Source organism: Croceivirga lutea, from assembly GCF_014235875.1.
Classification (GTDB): Bacteria; Bacteroidota; Bacteroidia; order Flavobacteriales; family Flavobacteriaceae; genus Croceivirga; species Croceivirga lutea.
This window is the reverse complement of the sequence record NZ_JACJUK010000004.1, coordinates 17,039-40,484: the sequence shown is the minus strand read 5'-3', so window position 1 is coordinate 40,484 and position 23,446 is coordinate 17,039. Positions and strand designations below refer to the sequence as shown.

Genomic DNA, 23,446 nt, shown 5'->3' with positions numbered 1-23,446 from the left:
AAAGAATAATATGAAAAGGTTACAATATATCGGACTATTACTTTCTGTCATATTTTTTGGGTGTTCAGATTTAGAAGAAGTACCCGTAGGACAACTTTCTCCTGACGGCTTGATTAATTCCCCTGAAGACGTTCAAACTCTAGTAAATGGTGCCATAGGCAATATGGCTACCGAAGCCTATTGGGGAAGAAAATTATCATTACCAATTATGTTACGGAGTGATATGGTTTCTATAGGCGATCAAGGAACTCCTGGTCGTAGGCAAGATGTTGACAGGTTTTCGATGGCCTCAGATAACGGAATGGTTACCGCTTTATGGCCTAGAGCTTATCAAGTTATCGCAGGTACCAATGAGGCTATTGCAGCGGCAGCTACTTTAGATTCACCAGCCGAGCAATTAAATCCAGTAGTGGGTCAAGCCTATTTTTTTAGAGCATATACTTACTATCACCTAGTGCGCTTATTTGGTGACATACCTTATTTAGATGCACCTGTAGAAAACATCGATGATGCTAAAACCATTTCTAAGACATCTGCAGACCAAGTTTATTCCAGTATTATTGCAGATTTAGAAATGGCAAAAGAAATGTTACCAAACACACAATCTGTTAGGGCGTTACCCAGTAAAGCTACAGCTGCAGCATTCTTAGCTTCGGTATACTTAACATTAGGAGAATTTCAAAATTCTTATAATGAAGCAAAATTTGTTATAGATGGTGAAGCTGAATTTAATCTTGGCTTAGCGAGTGACTTTCAAGATTTATTTGACCATAGTAAACAGGCCGGTTTAAATGAATTTTTGTTAAGTCTAGATTTTAATGGATTTAGTGAAGGTAATGATGGAAGAGACTATACCCCTGCACTTACTGGAATTAGAGCTAACGAACGTGGTAATATTGGTGGCGGCTGGTCGGTTGCTGTTCCTACTATAGAAGTGTATAACACATGGGACGGTAGGGATTACAGAAAAGCGGTGAGTTTAGATACCACTGGTATCTTCGGAGGTGAAGAATTACGTTTCGATAGATTCCCTGAGTTTGATTCAAGAAACATTCAGAGTGCTTATATCGCAAAATATACTCGCGCCATCGGACCCACAGGAACAGGTAATGGTAGAGCCTCTAGTCTTAATTATGCACTTATGCGGTATGCTGAAGTGCTTTTGATTGCGGCAGAAGCTTTAAATGAAATAAGTCCGGGTTCAGGCGAGGCTGTTGGGTATATAAATCGCGTAAGAGCAAGAGCAAGATCGGGTAATGGTTCTGATTTTCCTGCGGATGTAGTTAGTGGGCTTTCCCAAGAAGAATTTAGAGATTTAGTACTTGAGGAACGTAAATGGGAACTTGCTTTTGAGTTCAAGCGGTGGTATGATATTAAGAGAAGACAACTGGGGTCAGAGCTTTTTGGTCCAAATGGCTTAGAACCACAACCCAATTTTGACCCATCAAGAGATTATTTGTTCCCCCTTCCTTTTGACGAGTTGGATCGTAATCCAAATTTGGCACCTAACAATCCAGGTTATTAATTTCCCCGAAGGAGGTGGTCTTTATTTAAAGGACACCTCCTTTTTTACACTTCATGTTATGATTGCAAAAATTAAGTATTTAGTTTTTGTCCTACCCTTTGTGGTGCTATTTTTAGCGTGCAAAAGTGAGACAAAAGAACCTAAGGAAACACCTGCGATGACTGCTGATTCCCTATTATCGGTCAGATTCGAAAACCTTTTGAAACATCCCTTAGACTCTATTGGTTTTCCAAGAAGTTATTCCTTGGCTAAAGCCGAAGTGAATAAAGTGCCCTCTAGAGATTGGACCAGTGGCTTTTTTCCTGGCAATCTTTGGCATGTATACCAACTTACTGGCAACCCTGACTTTAAGAATCGTGCAGCCCAGTGGACTTCGTTCATTGAAAAGGAGAAATTCAATGATGGCACGCATGATATGGGGTTTAAAGTCTATTGTAGTTTTGGCCAAGGCACCAAAGTAGAACAGACCGAAACTTACGAAAAAATCATAGTAGAAAGTGCTAAAACCTTAAGTACGCGTTTTAATAAAAACGTTGGCAGTCTACGATCTTGGGATTTTAATAAAGATATCTGGGAATTCCCTGTCATCATTGATAATATGATGAATTTAGAATTGCTTTTTGAAGCCACTAGAATATCAGGTGACAGTACTTTTCACGACATAGCGGTCTCACATGCAAATACCACCCTTAAAAACCACTTTAGAAAAAATAATAGTAGTTACCATGTCGTCGTTTACGATACCATAAACGGAGCGGTAAAAGATAAGGTAACCCATCAAGGTTTTGATGCCTCGTCTGCTTGGGCAAGAGGTCAAGCATGGGGTATTTATGGGTATACGATGTCTTATAGATACACAAATGACATCGCCTATTTAAACCAAGCTAAAGCAAGCTTGGCTTTTTACCTAGATCATCCTAATATGCGAGAAGATGGAATTCCATTTTGGGATTTTAACGATCCTGCCATACCTATGGCTGTAAGAGACGTTTCAGCAGCGACCATTGTCGCATCGGCTTGTTATGAACTCTACGGTTACGATAAAAATCCAGAGTATAAAACCTATGCAGATAAGGTGTTAAAAACATTGATGTCTAAAAAATATCTATTAGAACCAGAGGTCGAGGCACCGTTCATCTTAAAACACAGTACGGGCAACTGGCCTAAAAAAGATGAGATAGACGAACCCATTGTTTATGGGGATTATTACTTTTTAGAGGCACTGCTTCGGCAAAAAAACCTATAAGCTCGTAACCAATGGTTTTAATTGATAGCTAGATAGTACAGGATAGGAACCAATACACCAAACCCTAGCTTTAGCCAACTAACATTTACACCACAAAATTCCCTATGAGAGTACTTCCAATTGTTCTTTTTCTGTTCGTTTTTATCTCAGGATGCCAAAATGAAAGCGCTGACAAAGCCTTGAGAGTCAAGACAAATATCAATCAAGAATGGTCATATCTTGAAAATGATTCAAAAACTATCGCTGATGTACAAAGAGCAGAAAGCTGGGAAAGTATCGACCTACCGCATACATGGAATACCGAAGACCCGACCGATAATCAGGCAGGATACCGAAGAAGCGGCAGTTGGTACAAAAAAGTACTATCATTTGATGAAATTGATTCGAACGCTGACTACAGCCTCTACTTCGAAGGAGCCAACATCACTACGGCGGTTTATGTAAACGGGCAGAAAGCTGGTGGCCATATTGGCGGCTATATTGGTTTTGAGGTTGCTATGTCGCCTTACTTGAAGAAAGGAGAAAATACCATTTTGGTTCGTGTAGACAATGGTTACAATCGCGATGTTATTCCTTCACAAAAAAGTGACTTTTTTATTTATGGCGGTATTACAAGAGACGTTTGGTTGGTTACCAAACCTAAAGTATTCATAGGAAAAGTGAAATTGACCACGCCCGAAGTTTCTCGTGAAAATGCTAGCTTGAAAATAAACGTTCCTGTTGCGGGACTGGAAAACGGCAAGAGTTTCAAGCTTAAGGCTGAATTGAAGAATCCGAATGGTGAGGTGGTTAAAACGATGGAACAAAATCTCGACGGCGAGCGCGCCAGTATTGAAGTATTCAATATTGAAAAACCGTTATTGTGGGATATCGATGCCCCTAATCTCTATGAGATAGCCCTTTCATTATTTGAAAACGACATCCTAATCGACCAGATTACCGAAAAAGTAGGTTTTCGCTGGTTTGAGTTTAAGAAGAATGGCCCTTTTTACCTCAACGGAAAACGGGTATTGCTACGGGGTACCCATCGGCATGAAGAACACGCCGGCGTTGGCGCTGCGATGAGCAATGCCCAACACCGAAAAGACATCGAACAAATTAAGGAAATGGGTGCCAATTTTATCCGCTTGGCACACTACCCGCAAGACCCCGAAATTTATCAGGCCTGTGATGAATTGGGAATTCTGGTTTGGGATGAATTGCCGTGGTGCCGTGGAGGCTTAGGTGAAGAAGTATGGCAGACGAACACAAAAAACATGCTTCGCGAAATTATTGACCAAAACTACAACCACCCAAGTATTATTATCTGGTCTTTGGGCAACGAAATGTATTGGCTGCCTGATTTTGAGAATGGTGATGATACCGATAGAATGAATGCATTTCTGACCGAGTTAAATGATATTGCCCATGAATTGGACCCTACCAGAAAAACCGCTATCCGCAAGTATTATGAGGGCGCGGATATCGTAGATGTCTTTTCACCATCGATATGGTCAGGGTGGTATTCGGGCAGTTACAAAAGCTACCAAAAAGCCATTGATACCTACAAACCGCAATACAATCATTTTTTACATACCGAATACGGTGGTTCGAGCCATGTGGGGCGACATACAGAGAACCCGATTACGGGTGAGGGTGTTATTAATTCTGATGGATGGGAAGAGGCCATCGTACAGACTAAAGTGACGAATATTGCCCAAATTGGGGATTGGAGTGAAAATTATATTGTTGACCTTTTTGATTGGCACCTTCGCATTACAGAACAAGATTCCACTTTTGTAGGCAATGCCCAATGGGCCTTCAAAGATTTTGGTACGCCACTGCGCCCAGAAAATGATATTCCGTACATGAACCAAAAGGGGTTGGTAGACCGCAATGGAAAACCAAAGGATGCGTACTACGTGTTTAAAAGTTACTGGAGCAACGACCCTTTTGTATATATCGAATCCAAAACATGGACAGAACGTCAAGGGCCTGCAGACAAATCTCGTGAGATTAGTGTATTTAGTAATTGCAATGAAGTTAAACTTACCCATAATGGTATCGATTTAGGCACGAAAACAAAGGATATTTCCAAATTTCCAGCATCTGGACTGGTCTGGGAAATAGATTTCAAAGAAGGGGCAAATGAACTTATAGCTATCGGAAAAACACAACAGGGAACCGTAAAAGATACCCTAGAAGTGAATTATCGCTACCAAAAAAATGGTGCTGCTAAAGCACTACAGTTATCTTATGAACCTTTAGAAAACGGAAGTTTTTTAATGACTGCAACCGCTGTTGACAAAGATGGTTTGCGTTGTCTAGATTATGAAGACAAGGTCTATTTTCAGTGTTTGGAAGGTGGCACCCTTCTTAAAGACCAAGGCACCCCAACGGGCAGCTCCATTATTGGCATGGCCAATGGCAGGGCCTCGGTAGAAATCATTCCCGATGGTACTGAAAGGGCCATAAAAGCAACTGTTCTCAATCAAAGTTTCAAAGGCACTTTTCTGAACATAGCAAAAGAATGAACCGATGAAAGCACCCAACTTTCTTTTCGGCCTAGCCTGCCTAGTGCTCCTACTCTCTTGTAAAGGCACAAAAGAGAGACACGTGCTCTTTGTTGGCAGTTTTACCCAGGGCCAACCAGCTAGTGGCATTCGGGTGTATGAATTTGATGATACTACCGGAGCGGTAGAATTGCTGTACGAACAACCACAGACCACTAATCCCTCTTTTTTAAAAATTTCTGATGATGGGCGCTATCTCTATTCGGTTATGGAGAGTCAATTACCAACTCATGGCAAGGTTGCCGCTTTTTCGGTGGATTCCCTGACAGGTAAGTTACAGTTATTGAATATGCAGGACTCGGGAGGTAGAAATCCAGCGCATCTTGCCCTACATCCGTCAGGAATGTATTTGGTAAATTCCAATTATACGGATGCTGGTATTTCTATTTTCAATATAAATTCAGGTGGAAGTCTAGACCCCCATTATCAACTGTTGGAATTTAAGGATAGTAGTGTCATTAAAGGCCGACAGGATGCCGCCCATTTGCATTCCACCAATTTTTCGCCTGATGGCCAGTTTTTATTCGGACAGGATTTAGGGGCCGATAAAATACGTGCCTTTGAAGTAATTGATACAGAGACCGGTTCTTTACGATTACAAGCATCAAAAGAAATCTCCTTAAAACCAGGTAGTGGTCCAAGACATTTTACATTTCATCCCAATGGAAAATTTGGATATGGGATTTCTGAGTTGAGTGGAAAAGTTACGGCCTACCACTATTCAGATGGTGATTTGGTGTTCTTGGAAGATTATGCTTCCTATGCAACCAAACAGGACCTCTATCGCGCAGCGGATATCCATATTTCACCTGATGGGCGCTATTTATACACTTCTAATCGCGGCCCAAAAGAAGATTCCATAGCCATTTTTTCCATTGATAGCGATTCTGGAAAATTGAGTTTGGTTGGTCATGAACCAACTTATGGCAAACATCCCAGAAATTTTTGCCTCAGTCCTTCCAGCAAACATTTGATCGTTGCCAATCAATTTAGCAATACGATAATGATTTTTGAACGCAATGAGACAACGGGAATATTGACCAAACTTCCCCAAGAAATTAAAATGGATAACCCTTCTACCTTACAAATGCATACTTACCAATTGCGATAAGGTGCCACCTCATTCCAAAACTAATATTTCCATGGAATCCAATTCTGGTCTCCCACCACGTTTACCGCTACCAGCAGCGATGTAAATGTTTCCATTATGCAGAATGGCTTGGGTACCATGTCGACCCCTATTCAAAGGTTTCCATGCTTTCCATTGCATGGTTTCCAAATTAAGGGCTTCCACCTGATTGTGGGCCAATTCTAGGGCCACACTTTCCCCGCCTAATACAACAAGATTGTTATTGTAGTATACAGCCGAACAGCCCGCTCTTTCGGTGGGCAGATTGTGCGCTTTCTCCAAGGTAGACCACGTATCCGTTTTAACATCGTAGACATCAATGGGCGCTATGGTAAGTTCAAAGGTCTGCTTGGTTGCATAGGACGAATTTCTTCCGCCAGCTGCATAAATTTTACCGTTTCCTAGGGCGGCATGAAAATGGTCACGCGCTCTTGGCGCATCGTGCAAAACAGTCCACTTCTGAGTCTTGAAATCAAAACGGTCCGTCCATGGTACATGGGTACTATTATGCCCATCAACGATACCACTAATCAGAAAAGCACTATCCCCATCTATGACAACTCCACAGGAACCCCTACGTCGCTCTTTGGGAATCTCCGCGCCCATTTCCCAATTATCTTCTTTTGGATCATATATCAGTATGTTGGGTACTGGGGTTTCATACGGATACTTTCCGGTCATCGCCCCAATAACATATATCTTACCGTTGTAGGCCACGCCCTGAAAATGATGAATTTCCATAGGCGGTTCTTTACCTGTTCCGCAAGAATTTGTTAGGGTGTCGTAGATAGCCAAGGGTTTGATACCCCTTCCTCCGATTAGATAAAAATTATCCCCTAGGGCTACAAAACTGTTCTCATGCCGTGCTACAGCCTCAATAGTGGCATGGGAAATCTTCCAGTCGATACTAACCGTTTCCTGAGCCCATAAATCATGATGATAACCGATAAAAAGAACAATCACAACAATCCCACACAACCTTTGTTTTATGCTGGCCATAACTACGAATTAATCTGTTGGGGAAGGTTCTTCTTATTTGATTCGTAGATTTTATCAATGATTTTAATATTGGTCAGGTAGTCGTGAACATCAGTTTCAAATGGCGCTCCTGATTGCAATTGTTCAATAAAGTGTTTTTGTGTAGCGTACACACAATCACCAGCAAAATTCTTGTCCTCAAAGGTATAAGGATGCACGGTTTCCGGCTGCCCTAAACGTTTAATGGTAATTGTACCATCTTCAAGAAGGTGAATAACACCTCTATTTCCTTCAATTCTTACCTCCCCAAAGGTCAATCTTGGATTTGAACAGGTGCTCTCATGATAACGACCTGCATCTATAATTGCAGTACCACCTTTTGAAAAATCGCACAGTACTAGGGCCGTGTCTTCCCCTTTAATATTGGTGTTAAAGCGTTTTAATTTCGCAAGTACTTGGTTAATATCTCCCCCAAAATAACGCAGCACGTCAATAAGATGCACTCCTGTTTCGTACATTAAAAGTTGCTTCATTTCCCTGAAATAGGGTTGACGGTTCATATAAGCGTCTTCCTGCCAACCATCGCCCATACGCATACGCCATTGCAGTGCAAGCAGTTGGTCACCAATTATATTTTGGTTCAGTAATTTTTTAATTTCCCGATGCCATGGTTGAAACCTAAAGTTTTCATGTACCATAATGCGCACCCCATATTCCGTAGTCAATGCTGCAATTTTTTCTGCTTCCTCAAAGGTTGGCGCTATTGGTTTTTGGCAAATACTATGTACGCCCTTTTGGGCCGCCAATCTACAGAACTCCAAATGAGTTTCAGGCGGGGTAATAATGTCAATGAAATCGGGCTTTTCTTGCTCTAGCATTTCGTTGACATCGATATACGCATTTGGCACACCATAGTTGGCCGCAAAGGCTTTTGTCCTCCCTAAATCCCTACCGCAAATGGCAGTTAATTCTACCTCATCCAACCTTGACCAAGCTTCATACTGAAACCGGCTAAAGTACCCTATGCCTACGGCAACCGCTCTTAGTTTTTTCATTTAGTATTCAGTAAAGTGATATTGGGGCCGCATTTTTGACCACAAGAAAATCGCAATAATATTCAAAATCGCCCCTACAACAAAAAATAAGGTTGTAGAGCCTGTCCAATCCAAAAGATACGGAAATAATAGGGCCGTTATAAATGCGCCTATGTTTCCGGCCATGTTCATCGTACCCGATATGGCTCCTGAATTTTGTTTGCCAATATCCACACAAAAGGCCCAGGAGGGCGGTAAGGTCATATCGGCACCAAAAATGGCGATGCTCAACATGATAATGGCACCTATGGCAGAATCCATATAAATACTGCCAATCAGCCCAATAGCGGCCAAGGCAAAACCCAAGGATGCTGGTAAAATTCGAGACTTGTCCCAATTGCCTTTAGAAAAAATCCTATCGATCAACCAACCTGCAAACCAGTTGCCAAAAGCTCCGAATATTAAGGGTACCGCCGTATACAATCCCGCCTCAACAGTTTCAAGACCATATTCTTTCTTGATATGGGGAAACAACCACGTCAACGCAAAAAAGAAGGTGAAATTACTGCAGAAATATTGCCCCATGGCCAACCACATGTTTTTGGATTTTGACAGTTGGCGAAAACTTATTTTCTCTTTAGCGGCAGACACTTTTTTATCTTGCCTAGTGGCCAATATGTATTCTTTTTCGCCGTCTGAAATACCCTTATGTTCTTCGGGCCTATCCCTGAACAAAAAATACCAGCCCAAAGCCCAAACTACTCCAATCACTCCCAAAACCAAGAATGTAGTTCTCCATCCAAAATCCTCAATCATCCAAGCTACTAAGGGCAACGCAAATGCCGCACCCAATCTTGAACCCGAAAAATTGATACCTGTTACGATACCTCGTTCTTGTAACGGAAACCAATTGTAAATGGCCCGCGACATGCCAGGAAATGCGCCTGCTTCGCCCGCACCAAAAAGAAAACGGACCACCAATAGTGAACTGAAATTCCAAGCGGCGGCCGTTAATGCGGTAAACGTGGACCACAAGGTGACAATACCTGCCAGTATTTTTCTAGGACCGTATTTGTCGGCCATGAGTCCCGATGGGGTTTGAAAGAACGCATACCCCAAGGAAAACGCAGCCAATACCCAGCCCATTTGCTTATCGTTTAGATCTAAACTTGCAGAAATCGGCTCTTTCGCCACTGAGATGCAGATTCGGTCAATATATAGCAACAGGGCCAGTAAAAATGTGCCGGCCACCATAAAGTAGCGCTTCGGAAAATGGTTCTTTGTGCTCATTCCAACTTTTTTAATGCGTTATACAAATCGTAGTCGCTACCTACATTTCCAGGAAAAACGATGTAGGGAATCGCCGGGAACTTTGATTTTTCATTGGCCTGCCAAACGGGCACCCCTTTTATGAGTTGCCCCAACACCCTTGCGCGTTGTATGTTCAATGATTTTACGGCAATATCACTTGAGGTAATGCCCCCTTTTGCCAAAATAAATCGGGGTTGTACCCCAATCATTTCAACCAGCTTGGTCAAGGCTTGGGATACTACATTGACAATGGCAAGACTTTCTTCTTTGCTGCTTCCCGTTTTTACTTTTCGGCTGGTATAAACCACTATATTTTTTCCATTTTCTAAAGCATCATCTAACAGCCTTGCTTTTTTTGCTAAAGTATCTTCTAAATGGGCATCTGTGAAAAGCGCGTTGACATCCAACTCCACATATTCAGCGTCATAATGGTTTTTTAGGATGTTCAATTGGGCCGTAGTTTTCGGAACGTATGAACCAATGACAATCAATCCACCCGTGCTTTCTTGATGGACAATATCCGTTTTATCCAATAAGTTAGCAGGCCGTTGCCCCAGAATGGCATTTACAAAAGAAGCTGCGGTTCTGAATACGATATCCTGACCGGATCGTAAGGCCGCCAATGCGAAATTTTCGAGGTCGGCATGGACAGTGGCATTGACAACAATACAATACTGGGTTCGAATCTTTTCTGAAAGTTCCTTTGAAACTCCCCCCGAACGTAAGGTATCAATACTTGCTGAAACAATTTTATCTGTGGTCAAATCACCCTGATATTTTTCCAAAACATAATCATGTAAATTCGAGTTGTTATATCCAAAAGTGCTGTCCTTGGCAAAAGGGGTCTCCGCTGCAGGCACAAAGTGGTCTTCTTCGCGGACATAATGAATGTCTTTATAAGTGAACCGTCCTCCCTCAAAAAAAGCGGGAATCAGGGCATGTTTTCCGTCTTGATGACCCAATGCTTTTGCCAAAACCTCGACCTCATCAGGATAATGACCGCGCAATGTCGAATCTCCGCGGCTGATGACAATCAATTTTTTATCGTGTGTCGTTGCTAGTTTTTTTAGACGCTTACCCAAAGTCTCGGCCAATTCGACCGCTTCACTTTTTTGTAATGCACGGGAATTCGTCAACACAAAAAATACACTACTGTGCTGCATTTCTAGCGCTAAGATTTCTTCGGACCAATTGGTTATTACCGGAATATTTTGAACGGTTTGGGTGCCTGTAGGGTCGTCGTCCAAAATCACGATGGTACGCGGATTTTTATTTAAAAATTCACACACCTCCCTTTGACGCCCTTTTAAACGTTCACCCTCTTTAATGGATGCTAAGATGGTCTGGTCGTTCATAATTTCTTATTCCAAGGCCAAAACCCTAGCGGGGGCTCCGTCTCCCCTCATTATTTTTAAAGGTGTGGCAATCAAGATGACTTGATTCTTTGTGAGCGCATCTAGGTTGGTTAGTCCCTCAACAATGATAATATCATGTTCCATCAATATGGTATGGATTTTGGTCACCTCTTCCAAATTATTGACATCAGCTACCGAAGGCGGTTCTATAGCCAATAGACCCACACCTTTTTGTCCCAGCCATTGGGCCAGCTCTTCACTTATTCTGGGCAGTTCATCACGATAGCTTTTTGTGCCCAACTTTTTGCTCCAATCCGTTCGTATTATGAGGCTTTCCCCTTTTTGGATGTTATCGGCAATCGGAGCCATATCGGCAACGGTAATCATTGCACTAGGAGAAATATCAGAGAGGTCAACGACCCAAGCTTGTCTAATAAAGCGTTCTACGGCAATTTCATCAATACTCTGTTGGTTGACCTCAAAATGTAAAGGGGCATCCATATGGGTGCCAATGTGGGAATACAGTTCCAACGTACTGGCGTTCCATCCATCTTTGGTCAAATTCCTAGCCTCCGTGATGGACACCCCCTTCATCTCATTGGTCAAGGTCAGTGTTAAATCAATGATTTTTTTGTCCCCAAAGCCTTCCATAAAAACTAGCTATTGATGAAGGAACTGATGCGTTCTGCAATTTCAGACGTAGACGCGTTTCCTTTTAAATCCTTGGTCAAATCGCCCCCTGCTGTGGCATGTTCTATGGCCTCAACGATATTATCCGCAGCGGCTTTTTCCCCTAAATGCTCCAACATAATGGCTGCAGACCAAATTTGGCCTATGGGGTTGGCAATATTTTGCCCAGCAATGTCAGGTGCTGAACCGTGGATGGGTTCAAACATGGACGGAAATTCCTTTTCCGGATTGATATTTCCGCTTCCTCCCAAACCTAGACTACCCATAATGGCCCCTCCCAAATCAGAAAGGATATCCCCAATCATGTTCGTGGTCACAATCACATCAAAAACTTCAGGTTTTAAAACAAAACTGGCCGAAGCATTATCCACATACATCTTACTGTATTCCACATCTGGGTATTGGTCCGCCACCTCTTGCATGACCTTGTCCCAATAGCCCAAGGAATAAATCAGTGTATTTGATTTGGTCACATTGGTTACTTTTTTTCTCCGGGTTCGTGCGAGTTTAAAAGAGTAATGCGCAATGCGCTCAACGCCCAAACGGGTCACCATACTGGTATCTACCGCACAGCCATTGGGTGTATCTGGATAAAAAATCTTACCGTTCTGAACAAATTCGCCCTCGTTGTTTTCCCTAATGATGACGAAGTCAATGTCTTTTTCGGTTTTATCCCGCAACGGACTTTTAACTCCCGAAAACAATTTAACCGGACGGTAGTTGACATATTGCTGCAGGTCGGTTCTTACCTTAAATGTATAGTCTTTAGCGGGTAAGGTATCATCAACTTCCGGTAATCCAACTGCACCAAAATAAATGGCATCGAATTGTTTAAGTGTCTCGATGCCGTTTTCCGGCATAAACTCTCCGTGCTTCAGGTAATGTCCTGCACCCCAAGAAAAGTCTTCGGTCTCCACCTCGAAATTGTATTTTTTGGCCACCTCATTAATGATGGAAACGCCTGCTGGCACTATCTCATTACCGATGCCATCCCCATTGACTACTGCTATCTTATAGGTTTTGCTCATGCTTTGATTTTCTTATTTGTTATTATTTATAATACTTAGGTCTATAGCCACGATGGCATTGTAGTCAATTTTACAATTAATTCACTGGTGAACCGTCCTGCACTAACGGGCAATGAAACTCACTTACACCACCTTGATGCTACATTCAATTGAATCCATGCCTTCTTCAAAATCAATTTGTAGCGGAATGGCTTCCATACCCGGCACCATATTGAATACCCTACTCTTTTTGGTCTTCATTAGGGTAATCGGTGCATTGGCTGAAATCACTACTCTTCCTCCTTTTTTATGCACCTCGATTTCTTGCTTGGAAACTTGTACGACTTTTTCATGATTGGGCGATATCAAAGGCAACACCAAAGAAGCAACACCAGAGGTTGGGTTCCAAGTTTTAGTCATAGCCGTGATTTTTGTCAACTCATCCTCAAAACTATAGGTGAGATAGAACTGAGCATCATCCAATACTTTTTGCTCGTTATCGGTCAGCTGTGTTTTTACACTTACAACAGATTTTCCTGGGGCCTGACTTGTTAAAACATCCGCTTTTCTATCATACAAATTGGTGAACCAACGCTCGTCATTTTTTACCTCAATTCTTGGGGTTAAGGCGATATCTTCATCGTCGGGTTGTGGCTGTTGGTTATAGGGTTCTACCAAAAGATATTCGGCCATACTTGCGGTAAACAAAGGCCCTACTTTTTCATGCCAAAGCACCGCAAGCGAACCTCCAGTAGCAGCTTGAGATAGTGGTTTTTTAAAGACAACATCATTTGATGAAACCGTAGCCCGCCATGGCCCCGTAGAAACTAACCAAACATCAAGGTCAGAAAAGTGTTTAATGCCGTACGTTCCACTTCTGGGCAAGGGTTCACTTTTGGTAATCGCGGGAAGTTCTTTGCTATTATCCAACACAAAGGCCAGTGATTTGGCATGTGCAAAACTATGATGCAGACAGGGCAAAACACCGTGCGACCCATAATGTAGCCCTCCTGCCAAAAGTCCGTCAACAGTGCAACGCTGCAACAGTTCAGTACTTAAATAAGCGGTGGTACCAAAGGCTTTATTTCTATCCGCCATCAGGGCAAAGGCGGGTTGACATCCGTCGGTAGTGCGACTGCCCCAATAGCTCCATTTGTTTTGTCGGGTTCCCCAACTATTGTCCCACGCACCATCGGGCAACATAAACTCTAAATGGCCTTCCATCGATTTTTCCAACAAGGCTAAAAGTTCATCATTTTTTACTGCTACGGCATACAGGGCAATACCATTTAAGGTTTCCTCCACATTGTATCCCAAATCAACGGGAAGAAGACCTTTTTCACTAGGCTCAGTGGCTGGTTTGTTCTCCCCGAAAATGATATGGTTGGGTTGGGTAAGCCTTCCAGGAAATTCATTAGCAAGTTCTCTTGCATGATTTAAATATGCTGCATTGTCAAACATTTCACCCCACAAATGAAGACCATAAACCGCGGTAATCGGATAGTTGGTATGGCTGTAATCTATATTGAACGTTTTATGTACAAAATCAGCGGCCTTCTTCAGTCGTTCGGTCCATTCTAGTTTAATTTCCTCAGGTAGAATATGACCATGATGATGTAATGCTTCTGCCAATGCAATGGCCCCAAAAACGGTAATCCCAGACCATGATTCTGGATTAGGAACCACTGTCCAACTTCCATCGGGTTTTGAAACATTTTCTGACCATTTCATAACATTGATTGCAGCATCCAAATATTTTTGTTCCCCTGTGGTGTCGGCCATATATAGAAACGGATAGACCGCATCCATACAACGGCCGTGTATTCTATCGCAGGCTTCGCAGTACAATGCCCCATGCAGTTCCGGATTTTCTGGGTCATTGATTTGGGTGGCCAACATCCCATCGCACCACGTGGTCAGTAGTTCGGCTGACAAGGTTTCAAAAGGGATTTCCTCCGATAGGTTTTCGGTGGTCTCTTTTTCGTTGTCCTTGCAGGCATGTAAGGGTACCAAGAGCCCCATGCTGGCCAGAAGTGAAAGTTGGGTAAAGCTGCGTCTTTCCATAAAAATTGGTGTTCGGTTTTACTTGAATAGTATCAATAATAAAAAGACTTGAACATTTTGATATCCTGTACCGTACTGTATCGCCATCATAAGAATAGACGTCGTGATGGCTTTGGTGAAAAACTTTCGGGAAATCACTCCATAAAAAACACCTCTTCAAGCGGTTTAGAGATAGGGGAATTATCTGGATTTGTCTCCATAATATCCGCCATAAAGGCCCACCATTTTTGAACAATAGGGTTACTCGCCAAATCTTGTGAACCGCCATCACCAGAAACTTTTTGAAAGGCAAAAAGCGTATCGGTATCTTCATCTATGAATATGGAGTATTCACTAACTCCTGCATCTTTCAATAATTTTTTTAGCTCGGGCCATAATTCGTTGTGACGTTTCGTATAGTCTTCCTTTTGCCCAGGATTCAATTTCATTTTAAAAGCGAGTCGTTGCATGCTGTTCTTTCTATTGATGTTTTGCGTATTTGCGTTTCTTCCGTTTCCTCATTTTATTGGCTTCGGAATCCCCTTTGAATTTTTCCTTAACCGGATTCCATTCCAACGACCTTCCTAGTTCGTAAGCGATATTCGCTACGTTGCAAATGGTTGCGGAGCGGTGTCCTGTTTCTACGCTACAAATAGGTTCTTGCCTGGTTTTAATGGCGTCCAACCAATTTTGGTAGTGGTTTCCTTGGTCTTTGAACATGCCCTTGGGGTCTCCTCCATTGGGGAGAAGAATGGTTTCCGGTCGTGTTTCCAAAAACCCACGGCTTACATCCAATTCTCCCTCGGTTCCAATAAAGCGTACGGCACATCCACGACCAAAATCTTCGTGCACCATTTTAATTCCGTTTTTATAGAACATACGAAGTCCTCGTACTGCCTTAGGATCTTTTGGTGGAATAAAGGAAATGGGGCCGGTTTTGTCCATTCCCAGGCACCATTGTGCAATATCGAACATGTGTGTGCCCCAATCTGCGATTCGCCCGCCACCGGTTTCCTTGAAATCGCGCCACGCCGGGTAGGTTTTTACCACTTCTGGGGCGATGGTGTCATGATAACTGATCAAAGGCGCAGGACCGCACCAAAGATTCCAATCTACACCCGTGGGAGTTTCTTGAAAAGGAAGGTCATAAGGACGGTAGGGGTCGCCCACATTGACCAAAACTTTTTTGATTTCCCCAAGTTTTCCTGAGCTTACTATTTCCTGTGCCTTTCTGAATTTTTCCCAAGACCGTTGCATGCTACCAATTTGAACGATACGGCTGTATTTTTCTTTGGCATCCACCATTTTCCGTCCGTCATCGATAGTATTGGTCATTGGTTTTTCGCAGTATACATCTTTGCCCGATTTCATGGCGTCTATAGCTTGTATGGCATGCCAATGGTCCGGGGTGGCGATGACTACGGCATCAATATCATTTCGTTCCAATAGTTCTCCGTATTCCAAATAGGTAGTGACTCCGTTATAGTTAGAAACGTTTCTTTTTTCGGCATAATAGCCTTCTACAAGTCGTTTGAACCATGTTTGTTTTGAAGTCCAAACTTCTGCGCCTGCTACGATTTGGGCCTCCGTATTACTCAGAAATTTGTTGGCTAGGATACCACCTTGCTTACCCAAACCTATATAACCAAGATTTATTTTATCGCTTGGAGGCATAAACCCCCTACCCAAAACGTGTCTTGGGACAATGCTTATTAAACCTGTGGCAAGGGCGGTATTGCGAATAAATTTCCTTCTGGAAACTCCAGTTGTTCTTTGGTTTTTTTCTGTGGTATCTTTTTTCATTCTTCGGTACTCTTTTTAAATAGCAATGTTATTCTCCTATGCAGGGATACATTAATTGTTGGGTATCATCTAAATCTTTTAATTGCGCTGCGATGTTGCAGTACCTCGGTATTTCCAGCATGCTCCCTGAATTTACGAACAATCTTCGTAATCGTTCCAAGGCCTTTTCCATACTTCCGAGTTGCTCATGGGGCCAGTTATTCTTTTCGTCCAAATAGGGATATAAAAAATTGTAGGCCTTCTGCATATCCCCTTCTGCTGAAACACGGCCCCAAATATCGACACCCACTTTTTTGCCATAAAAGGCTAATCGGTTCAAGGCAGATAAATTTAAAATGCTGTATGTTAATCCCTTGGTTCGTTTTAATTCGTGGGGTTGGCTACCATCTGATTCTATTTGTGGTGCTATACGTTCCTTAAAAACCGAATTCAACACTGATTTTGCCTCTTCTTTCCTATCAAAAAAAAGCAATAAGGAGACCAGTTGTGCATCATAGAGGGAACCATGGTTGTTAGACCTTGTTTTTTCAAAAATGCCAAATTCACTGGTCTGCAACCAAGTTAGGTAATCACTTAACCATAGTCGCAATCCTGTGCCCAGCTCTTTTGGGAGCTTGTATTTCAACTCCAAGAATTCTATGGCATTGATAATATGTACCACGCCAGAAAACTCAATAATACCAAAACCCCTTCCCGTGTTTTTACCGGGTATGCCCTGCGCATAGTTCAGATTGGGGTTCATTCGGGTAGCTTCATCTAAAAACCAAACCTTTAAAAGCTCGTTAACCTTGCGGGCATAGCGTTTTTTACCTGTAAAAAAATAGGCCAGTGAAAGTACCTTAACATTATTGACCATTTTGTCTTTTGCAAGGTCGTCCACGTTATCGCCCTTGGTCATGGGATTTACAATTCCATCTTTACGAATCCAAGGCAGGCCGTCCTCTTTTTCCAGATCTGGCCACCAATAGGGTGCCAAACTTAAATAATCATGTTTGTCACCACTGGCCGCAACCAATTTTTTTTGCAGTACAGAAAAAGGACCTTCATCCAAAGCTTCATCCGCTTGGCTAATGAGCTTCTTGTAGGCCGACACATAACGAACATCCCCATTTTTAATGGCATTTTTGACCCTTACCAACTTATCATAATCCAAATTGGTCAATTGGGCATTGCTTTGCATAAAAAAGCATATGCCCAATAGTAAAGGGATTCTATAAACGGACGTTCTGCTTCGCACTAGTCCATTTTTAGCAATTCACTGCCTGCCAATAAAAAGGCTCCTGTGCCATAATTCTGCCAGCTATCTGCTGTTGCCGGCTGTGGGTCGGCACCAATGTCCTGTACCCAACCTACCATGCCGTTTTCATGTTGACAGGCAATCAGAGCGTTCCACGCTTTCTTTACGGCTGGGCCGTACTCCGCTTTGTTCAAAAGTCCGTTATTGACACCCCAAGCTAGGGCGAAAGTATAAAAGCCACTGGCACTCACTTCACCGTGATTCCAGGATTCCGGTGAAAGTAAACTGGTTCTCCAGAGTCCGTCCTCATGCTGTATCTCTTTAATTCTTGCCGCCATTTCCTTGTACAGGTTAACGTAGAAATCACGGTGTTTATAATCTTCGGGAAGGTCTGTCAATACTAGGGCAAGTCCGCCCAAAACCCATCCGTTTCCACGTGCCCAAAATATTTTTTTACCATTGGGTTCTTTGAGGTCTTTTTCGTTGACACCCCATTGGTAACGGGTATCCCTGGCGAAAAGATGTTCTTCTTTGTCGTATAACAAGTTATAGGTTTCCATGTAATATTTGTGCATGGCATCGAGGTACTTTTGTTCCCCGGTTTGCTTAGCGTATTCCGTGATTACGGGCGGCGCCATAAAGAGGGCATCACACCACCACCATAATATCTTTTTTTCCTTATTGGGGTCGGTGCCATCTTTCCATTTGTTGGGTTCGTACAAATGGGTATCCAAGAATGCTTTTGTCGGCCCTAAATCCACCAAGTTTTTTCTAGTGGAATTGGCGTATAAATAGGCATACGAAATGGCCACATCATCGGCATGGTAGGTTCTGTACAGCGGTTTCCATTCATTGCGATAGCCAGCCGTTTTCAAAGCTGCCAAGAATATAGGATTCTTGGTCGTTTGGTGTGCTCTGGTGACACCCACATAATAGGCACCATTGGTCCAATCGGTAGGAGCAAGTGCAAAAATAGGATGGGCTTCTTGCCATTCCATCGCCCGCACCATTGCCTTTTCAATGTTTTCTTTATTTATGGTGTTCTGGGCATTTAGCCCGAGGCACGCTAAGAAAAACAGTAGTATGCTTTTGCTCATTGGTTTATGTAATCGCTTCATATTTGTTGTATTGATTTCTATGTTCTTGTTTATTTTTCCAATCTAAATCTTGCGGTCAGTCCTTCTTTTGAGGAAGTACCTACCATAACGGTGTAATCGCCTGCTTCCAATATTTTCTCCATGGTCAAGCCCGTAAATTCCAACATTTTGGGAGTAATCGTAAAACTGACGGTCTTGGATTCCCCGGGATTCAAGGTGATTTTTTCAAAGCCTTTCAATTCCTTGTCCGGTCGGGTAACGGAGCCAATTTCATCTTTTATATAGAGTTGTACCACTTCTTTGGCTTTCATTTTACCGGTGTTGGTCACTTTGACGCTTACTGTAATTTCTGAGCTAGGTGTTATTTCTGTAGATGAAAGTATGACATCTTCATAAGAAAATGGACTGTAGCTTAATCCGAAACCGAAAGGGTATAAAGGCCCATCTTCCAAAAAGAGATAGCCTTTCTTGTTATTGATTTCTTTCATGCTGTAATGGAATGGTAACTGACCAATGGAACGTGGCACGGTAACCGGTAGTTTCCCGGAAGGCGAAACTTCGCCAAAAATGACTTTAGCCATGGCCGTGTCGCCCATTTCGCTTAAGTCCCAGGCATCAAGAATAGCATCGGCTTGTTCTGCCATAATATTTATGGCCAAGGTTCTGCGGTGTTTTAAGACGATAATTACGGGTTTCTCCAACGCTTTAATACGCTTGACCAACTCATCTTGTGGCCCAACAGGCTCAATAGTGGCGCGGTCGCCCAAAGCGTTATTGAAATAAGCTTCTTTAGCCGTAAATTCATCTCCACCTAAAAATAAGATAGTAACATCTGCCTCTTTTGCCAGATTGGTGAGTCGCTCTAAGGCTTTTTCATCGGTGGGTAATACAGCGGGCACGCCTTTGTTACCATCTGTCAATTCAAAACCTTTATCCGTGACATACCTCACTTGACTTCCGGTGACAGATTCAAATGCTTTTTGAGTTCCTTCATCCAATAAAGGCCCTAAAAGTGCTATTTTTTGTGTTTTCTTAGCCAATGGAAGGGTGTTTTTCTCGTTTTTCAATAGAATGATGGACTCCAAATCGGCCTCTTCTGCCAAAGCTAAGGACGATGCCGAACGTACTTCTTTCTCTACTTTTTTTACATCGATAAACGGATTGTCGAAAAGCCCCAAAATCATTTTTGTCCGTAACACACGTCGCACGGAACGGTCTATCATTTTTTCTATGGAGGGGTCTTTCTTGACCATCTCGGGTAGGTAGGCATACGAATCCTCAGCATATAAATCGATGTCAATTCCGGCAACCAAGCCCATTAAAGCTGCAGCTTCCGGACTTTCGGCTACTTTCATAAAATAATAGAGTCTTGCAATGTCATTGGAATCGGAAACGACATAGCCATCAAATCCCCATTGGTCACGCAACACGCCGGTTAACAACTCAGGATTACCATGACTGGCAATGCCATTGATATCGCCGTGAGATGCCATCACCCCAAGCGTTCTAGCTTCTTTTACCGCCGCTTCAAAAGGAGGATAAATTTCATCGATCAATGTTCTTGGCGAAATCTCAATAGCTGCAAAATTGGAACCACCCAATACTTGTCCATACCCTGCAAAGTGTTTGGCCACGGCACCAATATGGGTGCCATTACCCAAGCCTTCATAATCACCTTGTACGCCTTTAATGGCATTCAATACCATTTGTGTGGTTAAATAGGTGTCCTCGCCAAACGCTTCGGACATTCTACCAAAACGTGGGTCACGAACTAAATCTGCCTCCGGAGAGTGGCACATGTGCATGCCCCTAAGCCTTGCCTCACGACCTACAACATCCCAAATACGATTGACCAGTTCTGGATTAAAGGTTGCGGCCGAATTAATGGGTCGTCCAAATTTGGTGCAACCTGCAGCATCGACCCCATTATAGGATTCGGTTACGAACAGTGCCGGAATGCCCCAACGATTGCTTTTCATGATGTACTTCTGCAACTCGTTATTGAGTTTTGCCGCTGCGAGCGGAGAAATATGTTCTCCGGGATTCTTGATGCCCGCAATCCCCAATTTTAATTTTTCAATGACCCTTTCGGATAATTCCATCTTGCCCTTCTCATCGGATTTCACGCCGATATTGGCGTGAAAAATCCGCATTTGCGCCACTTTTTCCTCCAATGACATTCTGGGCAGCAAATCTTCAACACGTTCCTCAATCGAGAGGGAGGCATCTTTGTACGCCATTTTCTTGTTCTGCGCATTAAGACAAAAGCCTAGACTGACAAAAAGAAATAGAATCGTTTTTTTCATAAGTGTTCGTTGTTTTATTCCTGTTTAGTTGTAAAATTTTAAGTTATCCAATTCAAGTGCTGTGCCACTTTTTCGGGCGAACAACAGATATAGGTCTTCAGTTTCTTGCAAATCGGTAATCGGTACTTTTAAAGTAGTAAAACCACCAGTTGCCGAAATAGCATTGATGGTAATGGTATTCAAAATGTCCCCCGCAAGAACGCCCCTTCTGACTTCGAGTTCGTATGTGGTGTCAAACGGAATTTTTATTTGTATCTCAATTCCCTTAAATGCAGCCGCTCCTCTAATATTCGGAAAATTCAGATAGCTTTTTTGCGCATTGGTGATAACCGAAAAACCGTTGCCTTCCAGTTCCTTTTTTTCAAAACCTTCAGCTTTGAAATAATCTTCGGCTTCGATTCTTGACTGACTGGCGTGGTAATTTCCAACTCCAGTACCATCTACCCGAATCGGAGCCATTTCACCGTTATCCTTAAAATGTACGTAACTGATAAAGGTATCCCTAAACCATCGATTTCCGGTTTGGCTGATGTCGCAATACGCATAATACCATTGGTTGTGCCATTCGAAAAAGGAACCGTGACGCCCCTGCAGAAATCCATTGGGCCAGGTTGGGGCATCATACCCCTGGGCAAAACTGTTTTCATTGATAACACTTCCTTTATAATCATAGGGTCCATATAAATTGTCTGACATGGCATAAAAACACCCCCATGAGAGGTAGTATTTTCCGTTATATTGATGTACAAAGGGTTTGTCATCTGTTGGTTTTTCGCTGTTGCTTCCGTCTTGGTTATACGGTCCCCTAGGATGAGAGATTTCTATTTTTCTGGGTGCCTCGGCCAAGCTTATCATGTCATAATTGAGCTTTGCGATGTAATAGTCCCACACTCCAAAAATGATATAGTGTTCCCCATCCTCTTCAAAAATTGCCATGTCATATTCATCAGTTGGAGTAAGTTCTTCGCTTAGCAAGGGTTCACCCAAAGGGTCTGACCATGGTCCAATGGGCGAATCACCCACCATTACCCCGGATTGTTGGTTTTTTTCAGAGAAATACCAGTAGTATTTTCCTTTTTTGTAGGCCACATCGGTGGCCCAGCATCCTTCAAAAGGTTTGCCGATATAGGTCTCTTGTGGGGTTAAGGTGTTTCTATACGTCCAATTGACCAAATCGGGAGACGACCAGACCCACCAATCTTCCATAATAAATCGTTTGTTTTCTAGGGATTTATCATGGGAGGCATACACATAGGCCGTATCATTAAAAATATGCACATGGGGATCATTAAGCCCTTTATTGGGCACGATAGGGTTTTGTCCCCATGCCACAATAGGAAGGATTCCGTAGACCAATAACCATATTTTTTTTACCTGCGTTGCGTGCATAGTACTAGTTACAATTTAAGGCTGAACGATTTCACTGCGTTCCGCATTTTGGGCATCGGTCAAGGTGGCCGACCCCGTAAACAATACAAATCGGTCCAACCCATGAAATTGGGAACGACCAGAAACCTCCATCGTGTAAATACCCGATGATTCAAATGTCACAAAAATGTCATGGGGGTTATTGTCGCTGGTATTTGACCTCCAAAACCATTCGCCTACACGGTTCATATATATTTTGAACCATCCGTCAGCACTGCTACCTTCGGGGTTGGGTGTTTTTCCACTTCCCCTAGGATATACAATACTGTTTTCACGTTGCCCAAAAAAGTCAGCGGCATCATTGAACCGTAACCATGAATCATTGGCTTCAGATTGGGTATCGCCTTCGGTAATTCGCGACCGCCAAACAAATTGGTAAGTGCCTGGTGTAGCAATGTTCAATTTGTAGGTCAATATTCCATTACCGGGTGTCTGGAAACTATCAGCTTGGTTCCAAACCAAATATCCCTCGCCATCAAAACCGCTAAGTTGGTTACCGCGCTCCCATTCAATTTCGCCTGCCACTGTTTCAAACTCAACACTGACTATGCCGTTTCTCTCTAGATAAGTTAGGGCGTCGGGAGTATTGTCTACGGTGGTATCTTCGGTTTCGTCGACTGCTTCCTCCATTTCTTCTTGCTGTTCTTCTACGGGTTCTTCTGAAACAGCATCAGAACTGCATGCGGAGGTTATCACATAAAGCAA

Annotated in this window: 18 protein-coding genes; 4 read left to right on the top strand and 14 right to left on the bottom strand. The window is 42.8% G+C overall.

Translation table 11 applies throughout. From position 1 onward, the window contains the following. Nucleotides 1-10 precede the first annotated feature (10 nt). From H5V42_RS08540 to H5V42_RS08525, 4 genes are all read left to right on the top strand, one after another. Complete coding sequence (locus H5V42_RS08540) at nt 11-1,525, top strand: RagB/SusD family nutrient uptake outer membrane protein (protein ID WP_185782740.1); 1,515 nt, start codon at nt 11-13, stop codon at nt 1,523-1,525. A 199-nt stretch (nt 1,526-1,724) separates the two neighbouring features. Then, nucleotides 1,725-2,771: a glycoside hydrolase family 88 protein gene (locus H5V42_RS08535; protein ID WP_229665667.1), complete on the top strand. Its 1,047-nt coding sequence runs from the start codon at nt 1,725-1,727 to the stop codon at nt 2,769-2,771. A gap of 104 nt (nt 2,772-2,875) precedes the next feature. Then, a complete protein-coding gene (locus tag H5V42_RS08530; RefSeq protein ID WP_185782738.1) occupies nt 2,876-5,284 on the top strand; it encodes a glycoside hydrolase family 2 protein in 2,409 nt (802 codons plus the stop codon). A gap of 4 nt (nt 5,285-5,288) precedes the next feature. Next, nucleotides 5,289-6,434 carry a lactonase family protein gene (locus tag H5V42_RS08525; RefSeq protein WP_185782737.1) on the top strand — a complete coding sequence of 382 codons (1,146 nt, stop codon included), beginning with the start codon at nt 5,289-5,291 and terminating at the stop codon, nt 6,432-6,434. A 9-nt stretch (nt 6,435-6,443) separates the two neighbouring features. On the opposite strand, the gene H5V42_RS08520 is transcribed toward H5V42_RS08525, so the two are convergent. The 14 genes from H5V42_RS08520 to H5V42_RS08455 form a co-directional block, all read right to left on the bottom strand. After that, the gene (locus H5V42_RS08520) at nt 6,444-7,451 is read right to left on the bottom strand and encodes a Kelch repeat-containing protein (RefSeq protein ID WP_185782736.1); all 1,008 of its coding nucleotides are present in this window, start codon (nt 7,449-7,451) and stop codon (nt 6,444-6,446) included. 2 nt (nt 7,452-7,453) lie between these two features. After that, nucleotides 7,454-8,485 carry a Gfo/Idh/MocA family protein gene (locus H5V42_RS08515; RefSeq protein WP_185782735.1) on the bottom strand — a complete coding sequence of 344 codons (1,032 nt, stop codon included), beginning with the start codon at nt 8,483-8,485 and terminating at the stop codon, nt 7,454-7,456. Then, a complete protein-coding gene (locus H5V42_RS08510) occupies nt 8,486-9,754 on the bottom strand; it encodes an MFS transporter (protein WP_185782734.1) in 1,269 nt (422 codons plus the stop codon). Beyond that, on the bottom strand, nt 9,751-11,130 hold the full coding sequence (locus tag H5V42_RS08505) for a four-carbon acid sugar kinase family protein (RefSeq protein WP_185782733.1): 1,380 nt from the start codon (nt 11,128-11,130) through the stop codon (nt 9,751-9,753). Before H5V42_RS08505 ends, H5V42_RS08510 begins: the two co-directional genes overlap by 4 nt. 6 nt (nt 11,131-11,136) lie before the next feature. Continuing rightward, nucleotides 11,137-11,781, bottom strand: a complete 645-nt coding sequence (locus H5V42_RS08500) for a cyclase family protein (RefSeq protein WP_185782732.1) — start codon at nt 11,779-11,781, stop codon at nt 11,137-11,139. 5 nt (nt 11,782-11,786) lie between these two features. Further along, nucleotides 11,787-12,848, bottom strand: a complete 1,062-nt coding sequence (locus H5V42_RS08495) for an isocitrate/isopropylmalate dehydrogenase family protein (protein WP_185782731.1) — start codon at nt 12,846-12,848, stop codon at nt 11,787-11,789. Nucleotides 12,849-12,971: 123 nt separating this feature from the next. After that, nucleotides 12,972-14,891: a hypothetical protein gene (locus H5V42_RS08490; protein ID WP_185782730.1), complete on the bottom strand. Its 1,920-nt coding sequence runs from the start codon at nt 14,889-14,891 to the stop codon at nt 12,972-12,974. A gap of 134 nt (nt 14,892-15,025) precedes the next feature. Then, entirely contained in the window at nt 15,026-15,340 is a 315-nt protein-coding gene (gene rhaM, locus H5V42_RS08485; RefSeq protein ID WP_185782729.1) for an L-rhamnose mutarotase, read from the bottom strand. Between the two features lie 10 nt (nt 15,341-15,350). Then, nucleotides 15,351-16,673 carry a Gfo/Idh/MocA family protein gene (locus H5V42_RS08480; protein WP_185782728.1) on the bottom strand — a complete coding sequence of 441 codons (1,323 nt, stop codon included), beginning with the start codon at nt 16,671-16,673 and terminating at the stop codon, nt 15,351-15,353. A gap of 28 nt (nt 16,674-16,701) precedes the next feature. Continuing rightward, nucleotides 16,702-17,910, bottom strand: a complete 1,209-nt coding sequence (locus H5V42_RS08475; protein WP_185782727.1) for an alginate lyase family protein — start codon at nt 17,908-17,910, stop codon at nt 16,702-16,704. Then, entirely contained in the window at nt 17,910-19,007 is a 1,098-nt protein-coding gene (locus H5V42_RS08470) for a glycoside hydrolase family 88/105 protein (protein ID WP_229665669.1), read from the bottom strand. The genes H5V42_RS08475 and H5V42_RS08470 overlap by 1 nt, the downstream gene beginning before the upstream one ends. Before the next feature lie 50 nt (nt 19,008-19,057). After that, the gene (locus H5V42_RS08465) at nt 19,058-21,313 is read right to left on the bottom strand and encodes a glycoside hydrolase family 3 N-terminal domain-containing protein (protein ID WP_185782726.1); all 2,256 of its coding nucleotides are present in this window, start codon (nt 21,311-21,313) and stop codon (nt 19,058-19,060) included. Between the two features lie 24 nt (nt 21,314-21,337). Next, nucleotides 21,338-22,645 (bottom strand): family 43 glycosylhydrolase, encoded by a 1,308-nt coding sequence (locus H5V42_RS08460; RefSeq protein WP_390809401.1) that lies wholly within the window; start codon nt 22,643-22,645, stop codon nt 21,338-21,340. A 72-nt stretch (nt 22,646-22,717) separates the two neighbouring features. Next, nucleotides 22,718-23,437, bottom strand: coding sequence for a hypothetical protein (locus H5V42_RS08455; protein ID WP_185782724.1), 720 nt, complete (start codon nt 23,435-23,437; stop codon nt 22,718-22,720). Nucleotides 23,438-23,446: the final 9 nt, after the last annotated feature.

Bases quoted from the DNA above. Each gene is read 5' to 3' on its own strand.
- H5V42_RS08540 (WP_185782740.1), top strand. From the start codon at position 11: ATGAAAAGGTTACAATATATCGGACTATTACTTTCTGTCATATTTTTT.
- H5V42_RS08530 (WP_185782738.1), top strand. From the start codon at position 2,876: ATGAGAGTACTTCCAATTGTTCTTTTTCTGTTCGTTTTTATCTCAGGA.
- H5V42_RS08525 (WP_185782737.1), top strand. From the start codon at position 5,289: ATGAAAGCACCCAACTTTCTTTTCGGCCTAGCCTGCCTAGTGCTCCTA.
- H5V42_RS08520 (WP_185782736.1), bottom strand. From the start codon at position 7,451: ATGGCCAGCATAAAACAAAGGTTGTGTGGGATTGTTGTGATTGTTCTT.
- H5V42_RS08515 (WP_185782735.1), bottom strand. From the start codon at position 8,485: ATGAAAAAACTAAGAGCGGTTGCCGTAGGCATAGGGTACTTTAGCCGG.
- H5V42_RS08510 (WP_185782734.1), bottom strand. From the start codon at position 9,754: ATGAGCACAAAGAACCATTTTCCGAAGCGCTACTTTATGGTGGCCGGC.
- H5V42_RS08505 (WP_185782733.1), bottom strand. From the start codon at position 11,130: ATGAACGACCAGACCATCTTAGCATCCATTAAAGAGGGTGAACGTTTA.
- H5V42_RS08500 (WP_185782732.1), bottom strand. From the start codon at position 11,781: ATGGAAGGCTTTGGGGACAAAAAAATCATTGATTTAACACTGACCTTG.
- H5V42_RS08495 (WP_185782731.1), bottom strand. From the start codon at position 12,848: ATGAGCAAAACCTATAAGATAGCAGTAGTCAATGGGGATGGCATCGGT.
- H5V42_RS08490 (WP_185782730.1), bottom strand. From the start codon at position 14,891: ATGGAAAGACGCAGCTTTACCCAACTTTCACTTCTGGCCAGCATGGGG.
- rhaM (WP_185782729.1), bottom strand. From the start codon at position 15,340: ATGCAACGACTCGCTTTTAAAATGAAATTGAATCCTGGGCAAAAGGAA.
- H5V42_RS08480 (WP_185782728.1), bottom strand. From the start codon at position 16,673: ATGAAAAAAGATACCACAGAAAAAAACCAAAGAACAACTGGAGTTTCC.
- H5V42_RS08470 (WP_229665669.1), bottom strand. From the start codon at position 19,007: ATGAGCAAAAGCATACTACTGTTTTTCTTAGCGTGCCTCGGGCTAAAT.
- H5V42_RS08465 (WP_185782726.1), bottom strand. From the start codon at position 21,313: ATGAAAAAAACGATTCTATTTCTTTTTGTCAGTCTAGGCTTTTGTCTT.